Origin of the sequence: Neobacillus terrae, assembly GCF_011393025.1 — a bacterium.
GTDB classification, from domain to species: domain Bacteria; phylum Bacillota; class Bacilli; order Bacillales; family Cytobacillaceae; genus Neobacillus_A; species Neobacillus_A terrae.
This window is the reverse complement of sequence record NZ_JAAOEO010000033.1, coordinates 1-15,826: the sequence shown is the minus strand read 5'-3', so window position 1 is coordinate 15,826 and position 15,826 is coordinate 1. Positions and strand designations below refer to the sequence as shown.

The following is a 15,826-nucleotide window of genomic DNA, read 5'->3' as shown; positions in this document are numbered from 1 at the left end:
GTTGAATAAACTAGATGAAATAGAGGAGGTAACAAATTGTCATTAATAGAATTAACCGGCACCACTACCGTTTTAGAGGTTGCCCGTATAGCAGCATTCGGTTATTTTTTGACAGATGGAACAGAAGATGTGTTATTGCATAGCAATGAAACAGATCGTGAATATGAGGAAGGGGAATCGGTAGAGGTTTTTCTCTATCCTGACTCACACGGGCGCTTATCTGCATCAACTAGAATTCCTCCCATTACTGCCGGAAATTACGGCTGGGTAACCGTGAAGGATAAAACCCCAGGACTTGGAGTGTTTTTGGATATTGGCCTTCAAAAGGATCTATTACTCGGCCAGGATGACCTTCCTGTACATACAAGTGTATGGCCAGAACCCGGTGACCTGCTTTATGTTACTTTGAAAACGGACAGAAATTACCGCATTTATGCAAAGCTTGCGACTGACCCGATCATTCAGGAGATTTCAACGTTAGCTGACCGCAAAGACTTTAATAAAAATGTACAGGGACATATTTACCGGACCGCCAAGGTAGGAAGCTGGATCTATACAATTGAAGGATATAAAGGTTTTATTCATGAATCCCAAAGGCAAAAGGAGCCTCGCCTCGGACAAAAGGTGGAGGGGAGAATAATAGATATTAAAGAAGATGGAACCATAAATGTCTCGCTGCTTGCCAGAAAAGAATCTGCCCTTGATGAGGATGCAGAAATGATTTATGACTATCTTCTATCACGGAATGGAGCCATGCCATTCAATGATAAGAGCATGCCGGAGGATATTAAGGATCGCTTCCAGCTTAGCAAGGCTGCGTTTAAAAGAGCCCTGGGAAAGCTAATGAAGGACGGCAAAGTATATCAAGAAGGCAGCTGGACCTATAAGAAAGAATAAAGAGCAGGCATGGTGCCTGCTCTTTATTCTTTTCTGGCTTAAGCTCTTATTTTGTTTTTTTATTTATGATCTGTTTTCTTTGAATACGAGTTTTTCCCGGCTTGACGGTTTTTCTCGCGCATCATATTTTTCTCGTGGTTCATTGCATTATGATCCTGTGCTTTTTTATCATTATCAGAAGTATGCGGCATAAAAAGGCTCCTTTCCGTGATTTCAGAAATAGTTTCTGCACGGAAAGGAGCCAGTATGTAAAAATTATGATGGCAATTGATTTAAAAAGAAAATTGCGATGGTTCCAGCGCCGGTATGCGCGCCAATTACAGAACCAATAGATGAGATATACACATCTTTTGGACCGAATTCTTCCATAATCAACGTTTTTACTTCAACGGCTGTCTCTAGGTCATCTGCATGGCTGATCCCGATAACCTGCTGATCTAATTGAGATCCTCTTTCTTTCATAACATCAAGCATCCGGCGCAGAAGTTTCTTCTTGCCGCGAAGTTTTTCCAAGGGTACAAGCTTTCCATCTTCCATATTTAAAAGAGGCTTTATATTTAACAGACCGCCAAGAAAAGCAGAAGCTTTCGAAACCCGGCCACCTTTAGCCAAATACTCAAGATCTTCAACGGTAAAAAGGTGTTCCATATGTTCGCACATGAAAATAACTTCTTTTATAATTTCTTCTCTCGAAGTATTTTGCTCTGCAAGCTTTGCCGCTTCCTTTACAACTAACCCCTGTCCAATTGAAGCACATTTAGTATCAATGATATCAAGCTTGAAGTCAGGGTATTTTTCTTTAACTTGTTCGAGTATCATGACAGCTGTCTGATAAGTACCAGACAATTGGGATGAAAGGGCAATATAAACACCTTCTTCATTACTTTCCGCCATTTTTGTAAATACCTCTTCAAACATTAAAGGAGAGACCTGGGAGGTTTTAGGTAAATTGCCCCCTCTAATAAAATCATAGACAGTTTTTGGAGAAATTGTTCTTAAATCTTCGTATTCCTGACCGTTTATTTCAACCTTAAGGGGTAAAAGAATCACGTTATTTTCTTCGTAAAATTCAATTGGCAAATCACTTGCACTGTCTGTCAGTATCTTTACTGCCATATCCTCACCTGCTTTCTAACTAATCATTTTTAGTTCAAGTTTATCGGACTCGCATAAAAAAAACAATTATCAGTAATGAGAATTAGGGAAAAAGGGCTAAATAATGAATAATACTGCATTTTTATCGGGGGTATTTCAAAATGGTTTTAATGGAAGTGAAAAAACTTTCTGTTGTACTGATAGGTTCATTTTTAAATGCAATGGCGATGAACCTATTTTTAATTCCAGCAAATGTATATGCGAGCGGCTTCACAGGAATAGCTCAGTTATTGTCCAAAATACTCTCCACTACATCCTTCCATTTTTCTACAGGAATACTGCTGCTATTATTAAATATTCCTGTTACGATTCTTGGATGGCTTAAGGTGGGAAAGTCCTTTACATTATATAGTTTTATCAGTGTTTTTCTAAGCTCCTTTTTTCTCGAAATTATCCCTGTTAAACAGGTATCACATGATATTCTTCTAAATGCGGTATTTGGGGGAGTAATTGCGGCTGTTGGAATAGGCTGGACATTGAAATGGGGGGCGTCAACAGGCGGATTGGATATCGTCGCCATGATACTTTCGAGGATGAAGGACAAGCCAGTTGGTTCATATATTTTTATTCTCAATTCTATCATTATTCTAACCGCAGGGCTTTTATATGGCTGGGAAAAGGCTCTTTATACATTAGTAGCACTTTATACCTCTACAAAAGTCATTGATACCATTCATACAAAAAATGAAAAGCTGACAGCAATGATTGTTACCAAAAAAGGCGAAGAGTTAAAAAAAGCTATACATGCTAGGCTGGTCCGGGGAATCACTGCCATTCCAGCTAAAGGTGCTTTTACAAATGAAAACAAGGACATAATGATGATTGTTATAACGAGGTATGAATTATTTGATTTGGAAAGAATAATTAAAGATGTGGATCCTCAGGCGTTTACAAATATTATTGAAACAACCGGGATATTTGGTTTCTTCCGGAAAGATTAAGAAAAGGAGGTACATAAATGAAAGTCTTACTTGCCTTACTAACGCTTTTTTCCTCTGCATGGCTTCCAGGGTTTTCAGGTATCACAGAACCTGATAAAAAAGAATCTTTATTAGCAGTGGCTGATGCAAAGAAGGAAGCCCCGCAAAATTATAGGAATGTACGGAGTACCGGGAAAAATGGACGGTATATTATAACAGGTGAACTAAGGATAAAGGGAGAGAAATTATTTTATACAGTAGAGGATGGACACAACGAACTGGCAAAAGGGGTTGTACCAATAAAGGCAAAAGAGTGGACATCTTTTAAATTTGAAATAAAGATTCCTCAAGAAAAATTACCTCAAAATGGATCAGTAGTTCTATATCTTTATGATGAGGAACAGAACGCAACTAAACCTGTCCTTTTGGAGCAAAGAAAAAGCTGACACGATAACGTGCCAGCTATTTTTACGGATATAACTGCAATGTCCGTAAAAAGTTACTCAAGCTCATTTTGCATTTCATGGAGTTGAAGCTGTTCAGCCGAAGTAGAATTTGCATATGCAGAACTTAATGCATTTTTAGCTTTTTCAACTGCCTCGGGCCGTTCAGCTGGGCTGGCTGTGCTAGCCATGTCTACAAATCTGCGTGCCTCTTTGAACAATCGGTTGCCCATACTTAAATACCTCCAAGTGCGGAATCATGTACATTGGCCATCTTCTGGGCCTCCGCCTCGGCATAAGTCATGTGGTAGGGGATTCGTTCAGAATGCTTGGAAACCGTATCTTTTCCTTGCTGGACAAAGCGTTTTGATTTGTTTCGTTTACCCATTCGAAATCCCTCCAATAATAGAGCCTGGTTTGAAGCAGTACTGCTTCGTTTTTAGTATGCCCTTTTTGGGAGGGGCTCATTGATAGAAAAATCTTTTACTTTAAATTTAACAAGTCCTTTAGATAGTGGCCAATTCCATCTTCTTCATTGGTCAGCGTAGTTTCATTGGCAATGTTTTTTAGCTGATCAATAGCATTTCCCATAGCAATACCCCGGCCTGCATACTCAATCATTTCCAGGTCATTATCTTCATCGCCAAAGGCAATCATTCTTTCGGGAGGGATCTGGAAGTATTCGGAAGCCCTTTTCAAACCAACAGCCTTGTTAAGCCCATTGCGTACAATTTCGATAACATGCCAAGGTGCTGCCCAGCGCCTGTGTTCAATAACTTTTGCGTGAACATCTGTTAGATGCTTTCTAATTAATTCCACATCCTCCTCTTCTGAATGGATAAGCAAACTGGTTGGAGAATCATTTAAAAAGTTAGCTAAATCACCAGATGTAATTTTGGGATTGCCGAAATTAAAGATATCTAGCAATTTTTCATCGTGATAATGAAAATAAACCTCATCAATTACCTCAGCAATAATATTGTGGAACTTAAAAGAACGGCAAGCTTCAACAATATCCTTTGCCACCTTAATATCAAGTGGTGTGTGGAACGGGCCCCAGCTTGGGTCAAGGGGATGGTGGACAAAAGCGCCATTAAAATTAACAACAGGTGTGTCCAGTTCTAATTCATTGTAATAAAGCTCACTTGACCTAAATGGCCTTCCAGTGGCAATCATGACTACATGACCTTCTTCACGCGCCTTTTTCAAAACATCTTTTGTAAAAGGGGATATGGTCTTGTCATCTTTTAATAAAGTTCCATCTAAATCCAAAGCAATCAAGTGTCTCTCTGTCATAAGTTCTCCTTTTCGAATGAAAGTGAATGTTTAGGAAAAAAGTTTTCTTCATGTTACACTACACATATAAAATCATTTTTTAGTCCTATTGTAACTATGTTAACAATTTTATAGCTAACCTGTAAAAAAATTCACTTAAAAAGCTTTAGAAAAAAGATATAATATACAGGAATCATTAGGGGGTTTAAAGTTTGATTCTGATTCAAAATGAACATATAGAAAGAATACCCGTTCTGCACCTAGTCAATCAGGAACAGCAGTCAGAAAAACGCCCGCTCGTTTTTTTTATTCATGGTTTTACGAGCGCCAAGGAAAATAATCTTCATTATGCTTATCTGCTTGCGGAGAATGGATTTCGTGTTTTATTGCCAGAAGCACTTTATCATGGGGAAAGAGAACTGTTATTAAAAGAACAGGATTTATATATCCATTTTTGGGATATCGTATTAAACACCATTAATGATTTAAATGTGTTAAAGGAGTACTATGTTTCCCAAAACCTAGTTGACGAAGACCGAATTGGAGTTGCCGGAACCTCCATGGGGGGGATTGCAACCCTTGGAGCACTGACTCAGTATAAATGGATAAAGGCAGCCGTAAGTTTAATGGGGATGCCGGCCTATGAAGAATTCTCCCGCTTGCAACTTGAGCAGATAAAGAATCTTGGTTATCGTATTCCGCTATCTGAGGAGGAAATTGTCCGCCAGCTTTCAATGCTGCGTGTATACGACTTAAGCGTTCAGCCGGAAAAACTTGAAGGCCGTCCTCTGTTATTTTGGCACGGCAAAAAAGATGACTTTGTCCCTTATCCGTTGGCTTATCAGTTTTATCAAAATATAGCTGAGGATTATGATGAGCATCCGGAAAAATTGAAGTTTATTACGGATGAACGCGCTGGCCATAAAGTTAGCCAGGAAGGCGTAAAGGCCACTATTGATTGGTTTAGTAAATTTTTATAAATAAAAATATAAAATTGGAGTGATTGAAATGGATGAAGAATTAAAAGAAAATATACTTGGTGCATTGGAACTTGTAATCGACCCGGAACTTGGCGTAGATATCGTAAATTTGGGGCTTGTTTATGATATAGAAATGGATGAAGAAGGGACAGCTACAGTAACCATGACCTTAACTGCTATGGGCTGTCCGCTTGCAGGAACAATCGTGGATCAGGTTAAAAGGGCCCTTGCTGATATCCCTGAAGTTAAAAATACAGAAGTGAATATTGTTTTCAACCCGCCATGGAACAAAGATATGATGTCCCGCTATGCCAAAATTGCGCTTGGCATTCGCTAAGAATGGGGAATTCTTATGAAAAATAAAGTTATTCTTGTTTCATCTGATCAGCTGGGCAGGGGAGAAAAAGAACTTGGTGAGGGAGTTCTGGAAACCTTTTTTACTTTGCTAAAACAGAAAGATGACCTTCCTGCAGCAATCTTTTTTATGAATAGCGGAGTTTTAGCCCTCACTGATGACTCCTTCTCATCTGTCCATATTAAGGAGCTTGAAGAAAAAGGCGTTGACATTCTTGCCTGCAAGACATGTGTAGACTATTACAAAGTGGAAGATAAATTAACTGCTGGAAAAATCAGCGGCATGGGCCATTTTATTGAATTAGCTGCCCAATATGAAGTAATTACAATATCATGATATCTGCTGACTTTATAGACCACGGTCTATGGGGTCAGTTTTTTTATCGTTGAGGAAATATAGCGCGGCGGTTTTTAAAACTAAAGTCCGTTTTTTAAAGGCAAAATTCGCCTTTTTTTGAAAAATAGAAAATTTCTTCTTCCGCTCTTATTTTTTGTGGATAAAAGCTTATTAGGAGAAGGAAATCGACGATTGTGAGAAGGAAATGCACGATTTCAGAAAGGAAATGCACGATTTTGAATAGGAAATGCACGATTTCAGAAAAGGAATGCACGATTTCAGAAAGAAAATGCACGATTTGGGAAAGGGAATGCACGACTTTGGGAGGGAATGCACGACTTTAGAAGGGAATGTACGACTTCGGAAGGTATACCACAACTTACGAGGAAATGCCCCATTTCAGAACCGATACCCAAATAACATCATTTGCTTATACTCATTTCCGGGTTTTCACGCGCCCTACTCCTGATCTTCACAAATCAGACAAAGAACTTTTTCTGGATGTGAGGAAGTTCACTTTGCTGCCATGAAGACACTTATATAATACATAGTATCAGGCTGTTATTTAAAAATGACGGCGGATATCAGGAGGCGAGTCAAATGGTGTTTAGCCGGGACTTTAATAAAGATCCATTTATCGTAATTTGGGAATTGACCAGGGCATGTCAGTTAAAGTGCCTTCACTGCCGGGCGGAAGCTCAATATAGAAGAGATCCTAGAGAATTAACCTTTGAAGAAGGCATGCAATTAATTGATCAAATATATGTAATGAATAATCCAATGCTGGTATTTACCGGCGGGGATCCATTAATGAGAGAAGATGTTTTTGATATCGCTAAGTATGCGGTGGAGAAAGGCGTCCGGGTGTCGATGACACCGAGTGCAACTCCTAACGTGACCAAAGAAGCAATTCAAAAAGCGAAAGAAGTGGGCCTAGCAAGATGGGCTTTTAGCCTGGACGGACCTACTGCTGAAATTCATGATCATTTTAGGGGCACCGCTGGCTCTTTTGACCTGACGTTAGAAAGGGTTAAGTATTTGCATGAACTAGAAATTCCAGTTCAAATCAATACAGTTATATCCCGTTATAATATCGATCACTTAGACGAAATGGCTAAAGTTGTAGAAGATTTAAGTTGTGTGCTTTGGAGTGTATTCTTCCTCGTACCTACCGGGAGAGGTCAAACTTCCGATATGATTTCGCCCATCGAGCATGAAAAAGTATTCAGGTGGCTTTACGAACTCAGCAAACGTGTATCCTTTGATATTAAAACAACTGCTGCGCAGCATTACCGGAGAGTGGTTATTCAGCAAAAAATGCGTGAGGCGAAAAATCAGGCAACCGAAATCGAATATCTAAGTGCTCTTACAAAAGAAGGCCTTACAGGTTCGATTGATGGATTAGGCCGCGCACCTAAAGGCGTTAACGATGGAAATGGATTTGTTTTTATTTCTCATATAGGTGACGTTTATCCAAGCGGACTCCTGCCAATAAAAGCAGGAAATATCCGCGAGCAGCCTTTAGCTGAAATTTACAGAGACTCTCCCGTTTTCCAATCACTTCGAAACCCTGACCTATACAAAGGTAAATGTGGAGTATGTGAGTTCCGTCATGTTTGCGGTGGTTCACGGTCTAGAGCTTATGCCATGACAGGCGACTATCTTGAAAGCGAGCCTTTTTGTGTATATATTCCAAAAGCTCTGCGTGAAAAACAGGTACAAAAGTAAGGAATAGCGAAAGCGCGGTTTTGAAGGAATAATTAAAAAGCTTATAGTTGATCTGTCTCAAATGTTCATTGAAGCTGAAGGTTCAAGACTCCGGCAGAAAAAAGTGGGTCAATGGAGACCCTGCAGGCGAAAAGCGCAGAGGAGCTTCCCGAACCGCCCGAGGGCAGAAAGCGAGTACCGAGAAGCAAAGTCAATCCGGAAATTTAACAGAATAAAAACAACAAAAGGGATGGTTCACCATCCCTTTTCACTAAAACACCTACTCAATATTACAATAAATTGCCGGGCAGTTTTCACAGCCTATTTCCTCTTTAAGATATTGCAAATCAAGTATAGTTATTTTTCCGCGCTTTACAGATATGATATTATCTTTCTTTAATTCATTTAGGATCCTGTTCGTACTTTCTCGGGATGTTCCGCAGAAATTCGCTAGCTCCTGGTTTGTAAGTGGCAAGTCAATTAAGATCCCATCGGTCTTATGGATTCCATAGCTATTTGACATCCGGATAAGAGTCGAGAAAAGTGCTCCTCGTTTACCGTTCAGTACAAGATCACGAAATTTAGTTTGAGTTTTACGGAAATGATCGCTCATCCATTTCATAAATTCGAAGGCAAGAGTGCTGTTTTGGAAAATTTCATGCTCCAGTACGTCTTTTCTAATGGCTACAATTTCCCCTTCTTCAAGAACCTTTGCGCTTAACAGGTACTTTGGGCTAGAAGTAAATAAAGTTAATTCTCCGCAAATATCATTTTCTCCACATATACGAAGAGAAAGCTCTCTGCCGTCAGAAGTAATTTTACTTATTTGAACTTTTCCAGAAAGAATAATATATAGTTCATCTGCGTTCATTCCCTCCTGAAATAGGAAGGTCCCTCTTTCGCTTCTAAATTTCCTGTCTGCAAAACGCAGTAATTCTTTTATTTCTATTGAATGGGTAGGCTTCATTTTCGTAACCATTTCGTCACCTTCTCTTTGTTATTTCCGTGAGATCATGTATTTTAGTTTGTATGCAAAAATTAGCTGTTAACCATATTCTATAACAGGAAGAAGCTAAAAATAGGGGTTAACAATGACAAAATAGTGAAAACTTATTAAAAAATATCCGAGATGTAACATTTATCCTTTACAAAAAAAAACGAAGCAAAAAAAGTGATTACTTTTAATAGATAAGGGAAAATAGATTAAACAAGCGTATATCCATAATGTTGTTATAGCTCTTAATCTTTTATTTTGTTATCATTAAAGGGAATAAATTAACAGCCAAATGAAAAATATTTTGTTAATATAAGCAAGAAATAAGTTTCCCACTATATTGGAGTTGATGGAATTGCAAAAGTCCATTATTAAAGATAAATTGAACAGGCCTCTAAGAGATCTCCGAATATCTGTCATTGACCGCTGTAACTTTAGGTGCCAGTATTGCATGCCAGCTGATGAGTTTGGCCCTGATTTTGAATTTTTACCTAAAAGTGCCTTGTTATCATATGAAGAGATTGAACGCCTTGCAAAGATTTTTGTTGGTCTGGGTGTCGAGAAAATCAGATTAACAGGTGGTGAACCTCTGTTAAGAAAAGATATGCCTGTCCTTGTAGAAAAACTATCAAAAATCGAGGGACTAAGCGATATCGGCCTAACCACAAATGGAGTGCTTCTGCCTAAATTGGCCGCAGCTCTAAAAAAGGCAGGTCTAAAAAGGGTAAATGTCAGCCTGGACAGCCTGAATGATGAACTTTTTGGAAAAATTAACGGCCGTGGCGTCGGTGTACAGCCTGTATTAGATGGCATTAAAGCCGCTCAGGCAGCCGGGCTTGGCGTTAAAGTTAATATGGTTGTCAAAAAGGGTCTTAATGATTCGGAAATTATTCCGATGGCGGAGTTTTGCAAAAAAGAAGGCCTTCAGCTGCGCTATATTGAGTTTATGGATGTGGGCAGCACAAACGGCTGGAAGATGGATGATGTTATTACCAAGAAGCAAATATATGAAATGTTAAAGGAAAAATTTGAGCTGGAGCCTGTTGATCCCGATTATTTCGGCGAGGTAGCCAAAAGATATAGATACAAAGGAACTGACACTCAGGTAGGTTTTATTACTTCTGTATCCGAATCCTTCTGCAGCAGCTGTACACGAGCAAGACTCTCAGCGAATGGCCAATTGTTTACATGTCTTTTTAATGGTAATGGCCATGATATCCGAAACTTCATGCGAAACGATGCAACCGATGAAGAATTAGCTTCACGGATTACGGGCATATGGAACGGAAGATCAGACAGGTATTCTGATGAAAGAACAGCAGAAACAATTACTAATAGAAAGAAAATAGAAATGTCCTATATTGGCGGTTAAACTCCCTTTTGAGGGAGTTTTTATTTTGTTAATCAATGCAAAAACCTCCTGTCAATTGGGACAAGAGGTTTTTTGTTTTTAATTATAGGCACTGTTACTACAACTGTAATAAATAAACTCGTAACACTCCTCGAAAATACATCCGCATTTCCTTCGTGCGCAGATTATTGAGGCAAGTTCTTTCAGTTCCTGCGAATGAACAAGCGAGTAGGCTCGGTGGTTCGTTCGCGGAATGGGAGTGGATTTTAACGAATATCAACAATCATGATTAACAAAGTTAATTATAAATACCGGGGAAATAAGATATTATTTTCCATATGGACATGATTAAAGGTTTCTCCTTCAAGCATTTCAAGCCGATTATAGACCAAACGATAGGTACCGCAGGCATCTATGGGAGGATTAAAGTCAGAAGTAACATTTCTAAGTTCTTTTAAAAGTGATCCGGCATGGTCGTGCTCTTTTTCAAGTTCCCTAATAGACTTTAAAACTTCCTCCCGTTCATCTTTATTCAAACCTTCTAATTTCTGAATTAAAGGGAATACCAATTCCTCTTCTTTAGCAGTGTGGTCCAGCATTTCTTTTTTAAACTCATAAAAAAGTTCATACATGTTTAATAGCTCGGGATGATTTCCTCCATGGACACGTGATACTTTGGTTACATAAGGGCTTAGGTTAGCCAATTCTTCCAAAAGAGGGCGGTGGTAGTTGCTGATTACATGGGTAATGATGTCATTAGATTCTTTATCCATCCAGGCTTTCCAGTCGATTTCTCCAGTTTCCCTTTTTTCATATACCTCTGTAAGGTCACCAATTAATTGATCCAGGGCAACTCCTGCCCCGGTTGCAGCTTCCTTTAAAGGAATATTGCCGCCGCAGCAAAAATCGATGCGGCTTCGTTTAAAGACATCGCTGGATTTTGGCAATTCGTTTACAATATCTTTTACCAGTGTATTTTCAGTGAATGGAATAGTCATTTTTAAAATTTCCTCCTTACGTTTCTTGATTTTAGGATAACTGATTTGAAAGGGTAACCGGGTGACCTAAATCACACTAAATCAAAAATTTTTTCTGTATTTTTATCATTTTTGTGAACTCGGTCATAACCTGCCTATTCTTTGTTTTGCTATGATGATTCTGAATAAGCAGACAAGACGTTTGCCATGCAAATGCTTATGGGTAACGCTTATAATGGATAGGAATATAGGCAATGAATGTATAAAGAAAATAAAAGGTTTGAATTGCAGGAGCTGATGAGTATGTTTGAAAGAAGAACTCCCATTTCAATTGGAGAAGCAGTAGAAAAGGTAATGGAGTATAGGTTATCAGGAAAAACGGAAAAGGTTTCGATAAATGAGAGCTTTGGACGCTTTTTGTCAGAAGATTTAATAGCCACAAGTGATGTACCGCATTTTAACAGGGCCCCATATGATGGCTTTGCAGTACGTTCTGTTGATACAGTCAATGCTTCACAAAGTAACACGGTTGAATTTGAAGTAATTGACCATATAGGGGCTGGAATGGTTTCAGATAAAAAACTTAATGAATATCAGGCTGTTCGAATTATGACTGGTGCAATGATGCCAAGTGGTTCGGATGCAGTTGTTATGTTTGAGGTAGCTAAAAGCTATGAAAAAGACGGAAAACCTTTTATGTCTATAAAAAGAAGCTTTAAACCTGGAGATAATGTATCCTTTCGTGGTGAGGATGCAAAAGAAGGAACTGTCCTCGTTGAAAAGGGAACGTTAATTAACCCTGGAATTCAAGCAATGCTTGCTACATTCGGCTATGAAAAAGTCCCAGTAGCAGCTAAGCCAAAGGTGGGCCTTTTTGCAACAGGTACTGAACTCCTGGAAGTAGACCAATCACTTGAACCAGGAAAAATAAGAAACAGCAATTCTTATATGATTGCTGCACAAATCGAGCGTGCCGGGGGAACGGTCCAATATTTTGGAAAGCTTCCTGATGAGTTTGATACTTGTTTTGAAGCAGTTAAAAATGCTATTGATTCAGTTGATATTCTTGTTACCACTGGAGGAGTTTCAGTTGGTGATTTCGATTATCTTCCTGAGATATATGAAAAATTGGGCGCAGAGGTACTTTTTAATAAGGTGGCGATGAGGCCCGGGAGCGTAACTACAGTGGCCCAGAATAATGGCACGCTTCTTTTTGGACTTTCAGGCAATCCATCTGCATGCTATGTGGGGTTTGAGCTATTTGCACGCCCAATAATAAGAGGGATGCTTTTTGCACCCAAACCACATTTGCGGAAGGAAAAAGCAATCCTCGATGTTGCTTTTCCAAAAGCAAACCCATTCACAAGATTTGTACGCAGTGCTTTAACCATAACTGAAGGAAAGCTGACCGTCTCACCAAGCGGATTGGATAAATCCAATATTGTTATGAGTCTTGCGGGAGCAAATTCATTGATGATACTTCCTGGCGGCACCAGGGGATTTGAGGCAGGAATGGAAGTTGATGTACTTATGCTTGAGGATCAGGAAGGAAGTCATTGGCCTTGGTAAAACCTTTCATCATTCAGGTTGCCGGATATCAAAATAGTGGTAAAACAGCAGCCATTTCAAGGATGATAAAAGAATGGTCGCATAGAGGAAAAAAAGTTGTTACTATTAAACATCATGGCCATGGCGGGAAACCAGAAGTTGCGGATGAGAAGGATTCCTCCCGCCATATTTTATCAGGGGCGGCTGCCTCTCTTGTAGAAGGGGAAGGCCGTCTGGTGATCCACGCGGAAAAAAACACCTGGAGCCTTTCTGATAAAATTAAATTAATGAAGGAGTTTTATCCCGATATTATCGTAATTGAGGGACATAAACAGGCAGAATTTCCAAAAGTGGTAATGATAAAAGATCAAAAGGATTTAAAACTCCTGTCTTCTCTTGTAAATATTATTGCTATAGTTTACTGGGATGAGGATGTCCTTATGGGATCTGGCTTAGCCGCTAAATATCCCAGATTTAGTATTCAGGATGGCATATTGGAGAAACAGTTGATTGATCTTCTTCAGGAAGTTCATAAAAACGACACTAAAAGGTAATAAGAAATGTGATAAGCTTCACTTTTTTTTGTTTTACACTCGCTTATATTGGAGGTAGCAAGAAAAAGGAGTGAGAAAGATGAAGCTATTTTTACCAAAACAGCACGGTGCCTGGGCAATGCTTATTGTTCCCTTTTGGCTTGGTGTGATTGGATCGCATTTTATGTGGGAGCATATCCCGTTTTTTATAGGCTGGGTCTTTTTATATCTTGCCACTTATCCTATGTTGCTTTTATTTAAAAGAAAGAAAATCCCATTTTATACAAAATGGACGCTCATTTATATCATTCCAGCTATCCTTTTATTATTAGTTCCCTTGTTTACAAGACCTTCAATTGTAGTTTTTGGCCTAGCGATGATCCCTTTGTTCGCGATTAATGCTTATTTTTCATCGAAAAGTAAAGACAGGGCACTGACAAATGATATTAGTGCGATAACTGCTTTTGCTATTGCCGGACTTGCTAGTGCCTATCTAGCAGATGGTACGGTAACCATAAATACTTTTCTTCTTTTTAGTACATCGATTCCTTTCTTTTTGGGAAGCACTTTTTATGTTAAGACAATGATCCGGGAAAAAAAGAACCTACAGTATAAGTGGATTTCTTGGTCTTATCATCTTTTGGTTCCAGCGCTGTGGATTTTACTCGGATTATGGATGGCGGCATTTGCCTATATCCCTAGCTTGTTAAGGGCATTTGGCTTTTATGGAAAAAGCATTTCCGCTAAGCAGGTTGGGATTTACGAAATTGTAAATGCAACTCTTTTCTTTATCCTGATGGCTATGCAGATTTTGAAATTTTAGGCGTATTAACTTTTACTGATTTGTATAAAAAAGGCTCCTGTGTCTGTTAAGAGAATGAAAGCCTAAAGTCGCCAAATACTATGATAAAAATAAGCCGGTCCCAGAGGGCCGGCTTATTCTATACAGCATATATCTCGTGAACAGTTTTCACAATCAATTTCTGTTTTTAAAGTATTTAACTCATGAATTGTAATAATTCCTTTTTTTACAGATAATATTCCTGCTCTTCGTAAGTCGCTAAGCAGCCTATTGACTACTTCCCTGGAAGTACCACAAAAATTAGCTAATTCCTGATTTGTTAGAGGCAAGTCAAGAATTATACCATCCTCTACTTCTCTTCCATAGCTATTTAAAAGCCTTATGAGGATCGAATACAAAGCTCCTTTTTTTCCGTGAAGAACTAAATCCCGAAATTTGGTTTGTGTTTTAAGATGCTGCAGGCTCATCCATTTCATAAACTCAACCGCCAAATCATGGTCCTTACTAAGCTGTTCTTCCAGATGTTCCTTTAAGATAACAGCCACTTCACCGCTTTCAGTAACTTTGGCACTAAGATAGTATTTTGCTGAAGGAGTGAATAGATTGGCCTCTCCTGCCAAGTCACCTTCCGAACAAATCCGGAGTGTCAATTCTCTTCCGTCTGGAATGCACTTACTTAATTGGAGCATTCCTCGTTTAATTATATAAAGCTCCTCTGCGGGGGCACCTTCCTGAAAAAGAAAGCTTCCCTTTTCCATTTTTCTTACATGGTGAACGGTTTTGAGCAGTTCGTGTAAATCCAATGAAATATCAGTGAATGAGTGCATGCTATTACCACCTTTAAGTTCCAAAATAGCATAAGACAAAACAGAACAAATTACCTATCAAAGTAGATTTTACTGTAATTATATTGTTTATTAAGGGAAAAACAACGGCTTTAGAATAAGATTCATACAAAAGACATAAATTTGGTTTCAAAATAAACATAAATTCACAGTTATTCCTTGGGAAATATTTGTCGAAAAAAAGGACCCTATAAATTTGAGCTGAACGGGGAAAGTAAATAATGAAGTTTCTTTAAAGGAGGCAGCAACATTATGGGACAAAACAGACAATTCCGTCCGGGGCAGAAAGCTCCCAACAATGCAATTTATATTGAAACAGGTGAAACTGGCAGCAATATTGTTAATCCGAAAAAAATGAAAATGAAAGCTGGGGATGTTTTTCCGGAAACATCCAATCACAACCGACTATGGACATATTTTCCTAAACCCTGAAAAGATATATCTTTATGATATCTTGTGGTTAAGGTTTTCTTGGTTGATTTGCACAGCATATTGAGAGCGAGCGCCTAAAGCAGATTCAACATGCCACTCTTTTTGAAGATGAATTTTTTAAAGAAGCCATCCACACAGTGATTTATACCCCGAATAACGGACACGATTAAAAAAGTGCCCCCTTATTCGGGGTTTTTTATGTTCCTCAGAAAAAATCCCGTTTATAATGAGTCCAATGAGTATGAGCGGAGGATTATGATGAGTCGGAATTTATAT

20 protein-coding genes are annotated in these 15,826 nt (G+C 38.8%); 12 read left to right on the top strand and 8 right to left on the bottom strand.

Going from position 1 to position 15,826, the window contains the following annotated elements; translation table 11 throughout:
- The first annotated feature begins 36 nt into the window (after positions 1 to 36).
- Positions 37 to 897 carry a CvfB family protein gene (locus G8761_RS24360; RefSeq protein ID WP_166030541.1) on the top strand — a complete coding sequence of 287 codons (861 nt, stop codon included), beginning with the start codon at positions 37 to 39 and terminating at the stop codon, positions 895 to 897.
- A 59-nt stretch (positions 898 to 956) separates the two neighbouring features.
- On the opposite strand, the gene G8761_RS24355 is transcribed toward G8761_RS24360, so the two are convergent.
- Both G8761_RS24355 and G8761_RS24350 read right to left on the bottom strand, forming a co-directional pair.
- Positions 957 to 1,088 carry a DUF3941 domain-containing protein gene (locus G8761_RS24355; protein WP_081680081.1) on the bottom strand — a complete coding sequence of 44 codons (132 nt, stop codon included), beginning with the start codon at positions 1,086 to 1,088 and terminating at the stop codon, positions 957 to 959.
- Between the two features lie 64 nt (positions 1,089 to 1,152).
- Positions 1,153 to 2,013 (bottom strand): DegV family protein, encoded by an 861-nt coding sequence (locus G8761_RS24350; protein WP_166030540.1) that lies wholly within the window; start codon positions 2,011 to 2,013, stop codon positions 1,153 to 1,155.
- A 140-nt stretch (positions 2,014 to 2,153) separates the two neighbouring features.
- Here G8761_RS24350 and G8761_RS24345 point away from each other — a divergent pair, with 140 nt between their 5' ends.
- Entirely contained in the window at positions 2,154 to 2,993 is an 840-nt protein-coding gene (locus G8761_RS24345; protein ID WP_166030539.1) for a YitT family protein, read from the top strand.
- 17 nt (positions 2,994 to 3,010) lie between these two features.
- Positions 3,011 to 3,418, top strand: coding sequence for a hypothetical protein (locus G8761_RS24340; RefSeq protein WP_166030538.1), 408 nt, complete (start codon positions 3,011 to 3,013; stop codon positions 3,416 to 3,418).
- A gap of 53 nt (positions 3,419 to 3,471) precedes the next feature.
- On the opposite strand, the gene G8761_RS24335 is transcribed toward G8761_RS24340, so the two are convergent.
- The 3 genes from G8761_RS24335 to G8761_RS24325 form a co-directional block, all read right to left on the bottom strand.
- Complete coding sequence (locus G8761_RS24335; RefSeq protein ID WP_166030537.1) at positions 3,472 to 3,648, bottom strand: DUF3813 domain-containing protein; 177 nt, start codon at positions 3,646 to 3,648, stop codon at positions 3,472 to 3,474.
- Positions 3,649 to 3,650: 2 nt separating this feature from the next.
- Positions 3,651 to 3,803 carry a hypothetical protein gene (locus G8761_RS24330; protein ID WP_166030536.1) on the bottom strand — a complete coding sequence of 51 codons (153 nt, stop codon included), beginning with the start codon at positions 3,801 to 3,803 and terminating at the stop codon, positions 3,651 to 3,653.
- Between the two features lie 95 nt (positions 3,804 to 3,898).
- Positions 3,899 to 4,711, bottom strand: a complete 813-nt coding sequence (locus G8761_RS24325) for a Cof-type HAD-IIB family hydrolase (RefSeq protein WP_166030535.1) — start codon at positions 4,709 to 4,711, stop codon at positions 3,899 to 3,901.
- 191 nt (positions 4,712 to 4,902) lie between these two features.
- On the opposite strand from G8761_RS24325, the gene G8761_RS24320 reads away from it, so the two are divergent.
- The 4 genes from G8761_RS24320 to G8761_RS24305 all read left to right on the top strand — a co-directional run bounded on the left by G8761_RS24320 (position 4,903) and on the right by G8761_RS24305 (position 8,089).
- Positions 4,903 to 5,670, top strand: a complete 768-nt coding sequence (locus G8761_RS24320) for a prolyl oligopeptidase family serine peptidase (RefSeq protein ID WP_166030534.1) — start codon at positions 4,903 to 4,905, stop codon at positions 5,668 to 5,670.
- Between the two features lie 28 nt (positions 5,671 to 5,698).
- On the top strand, positions 5,699 to 6,007 hold the full coding sequence (locus tag G8761_RS24315; protein WP_166030533.1) for a metal-sulfur cluster assembly factor: 309 nt from the start codon (positions 5,699 to 5,701) through the stop codon (positions 6,005 to 6,007).
- Between the two features lie 15 nt (positions 6,008 to 6,022).
- Complete coding sequence (locus G8761_RS24310; protein WP_166030532.1) at positions 6,023 to 6,361, top strand: DsrE family protein; 339 nt, start codon at positions 6,023 to 6,025, stop codon at positions 6,359 to 6,361.
- A 600-nt stretch (positions 6,362 to 6,961) separates the two neighbouring features.
- A complete protein-coding gene (locus tag G8761_RS24305) occupies positions 6,962 to 8,089 on the top strand; it encodes a TIGR04053 family radical SAM/SPASM domain-containing protein (protein WP_166030531.1) in 1,128 nt (375 codons plus the stop codon).
- Between the two features lie 259 nt (positions 8,090 to 8,348).
- On the opposite strand, the gene G8761_RS24300 is transcribed toward G8761_RS24305, so the two are convergent.
- On the bottom strand, positions 8,349 to 9,047 hold the full coding sequence (locus tag G8761_RS24300) for a Crp/Fnr family transcriptional regulator (protein ID WP_166030530.1): 699 nt from the start codon (positions 9,045 to 9,047) through the stop codon (positions 8,349 to 8,351).
- A gap of 370 nt (positions 9,048 to 9,417) precedes the next feature.
- Here G8761_RS24300 and moaA point away from each other — a divergent pair, with 370 nt between their 5' ends.
- Complete coding sequence (moaA, locus tag G8761_RS24295; RefSeq protein ID WP_243450133.1) at positions 9,418 to 10,434, top strand: GTP 3',8-cyclase MoaA; 1,017 nt, start codon at positions 9,418 to 9,420, stop codon at positions 10,432 to 10,434.
- Between the two features lie 281 nt (positions 10,435 to 10,715).
- Here the strand turns inward: moaA and ric are convergent, their stop codons facing one another.
- On the bottom strand, positions 10,716 to 11,411 hold the full coding sequence (gene ric / locus G8761_RS24290; protein WP_166030528.1) for an iron-sulfur cluster repair di-iron protein: 696 nt from the start codon (positions 11,409 to 11,411) through the stop codon (positions 10,716 to 10,718).
- A gap of 282 nt (positions 11,412 to 11,693) precedes the next feature.
- Between ric and G8761_RS24285 the strand changes: the two genes are divergently transcribed.
- From G8761_RS24285 to G8761_RS24275, 3 genes are all read left to right on the top strand, one after another.
- On the top strand, positions 11,694 to 12,959 hold the full coding sequence (locus tag G8761_RS24285; protein WP_166030527.1) for a molybdopterin molybdotransferase MoeA: 1,266 nt from the start codon (positions 11,694 to 11,696) through the stop codon (positions 12,957 to 12,959).
- Positions 12,947 to 13,492, top strand: coding sequence for a molybdopterin-guanine dinucleotide biosynthesis protein B (gene mobB / locus G8761_RS24280; protein WP_166030526.1), 546 nt, complete (start codon positions 12,947 to 12,949; stop codon positions 13,490 to 13,492). Before G8761_RS24285 ends, mobB begins: the two co-directional genes overlap by 13 nt.
- Positions 13,493 to 13,571: 79 nt before the next feature.
- Positions 13,572 to 14,294: a YwiC-like family protein gene (locus G8761_RS24275; protein WP_166030525.1), complete on the top strand. Its 723-nt coding sequence runs from the start codon at positions 13,572 to 13,574 to the stop codon at positions 14,292 to 14,294.
- 113 nt (positions 14,295 to 14,407) lie between these two features.
- Here the strand turns inward: G8761_RS24275 and G8761_RS24270 are convergent, their stop codons facing one another.
- Complete coding sequence (locus G8761_RS24270; RefSeq protein WP_166030524.1) at positions 14,408 to 15,100, bottom strand: Crp/Fnr family transcriptional regulator; 693 nt, start codon at positions 15,098 to 15,100, stop codon at positions 14,408 to 14,410.
- 270 nt (positions 15,101 to 15,370) lie between these two features.
- Here G8761_RS24270 and G8761_RS24265 point away from each other — a divergent pair, with 270 nt between their 5' ends.
- The gene (locus tag G8761_RS24265) at positions 15,371 to 15,550 is read left to right on the top strand and encodes a YjzC family protein (protein ID WP_166030523.1); all 180 of its coding nucleotides are present in this window, start codon (positions 15,371 to 15,373) and stop codon (positions 15,548 to 15,550) included.
- Positions 15,551 to 15,826 lie beyond the last annotated feature (276 nt).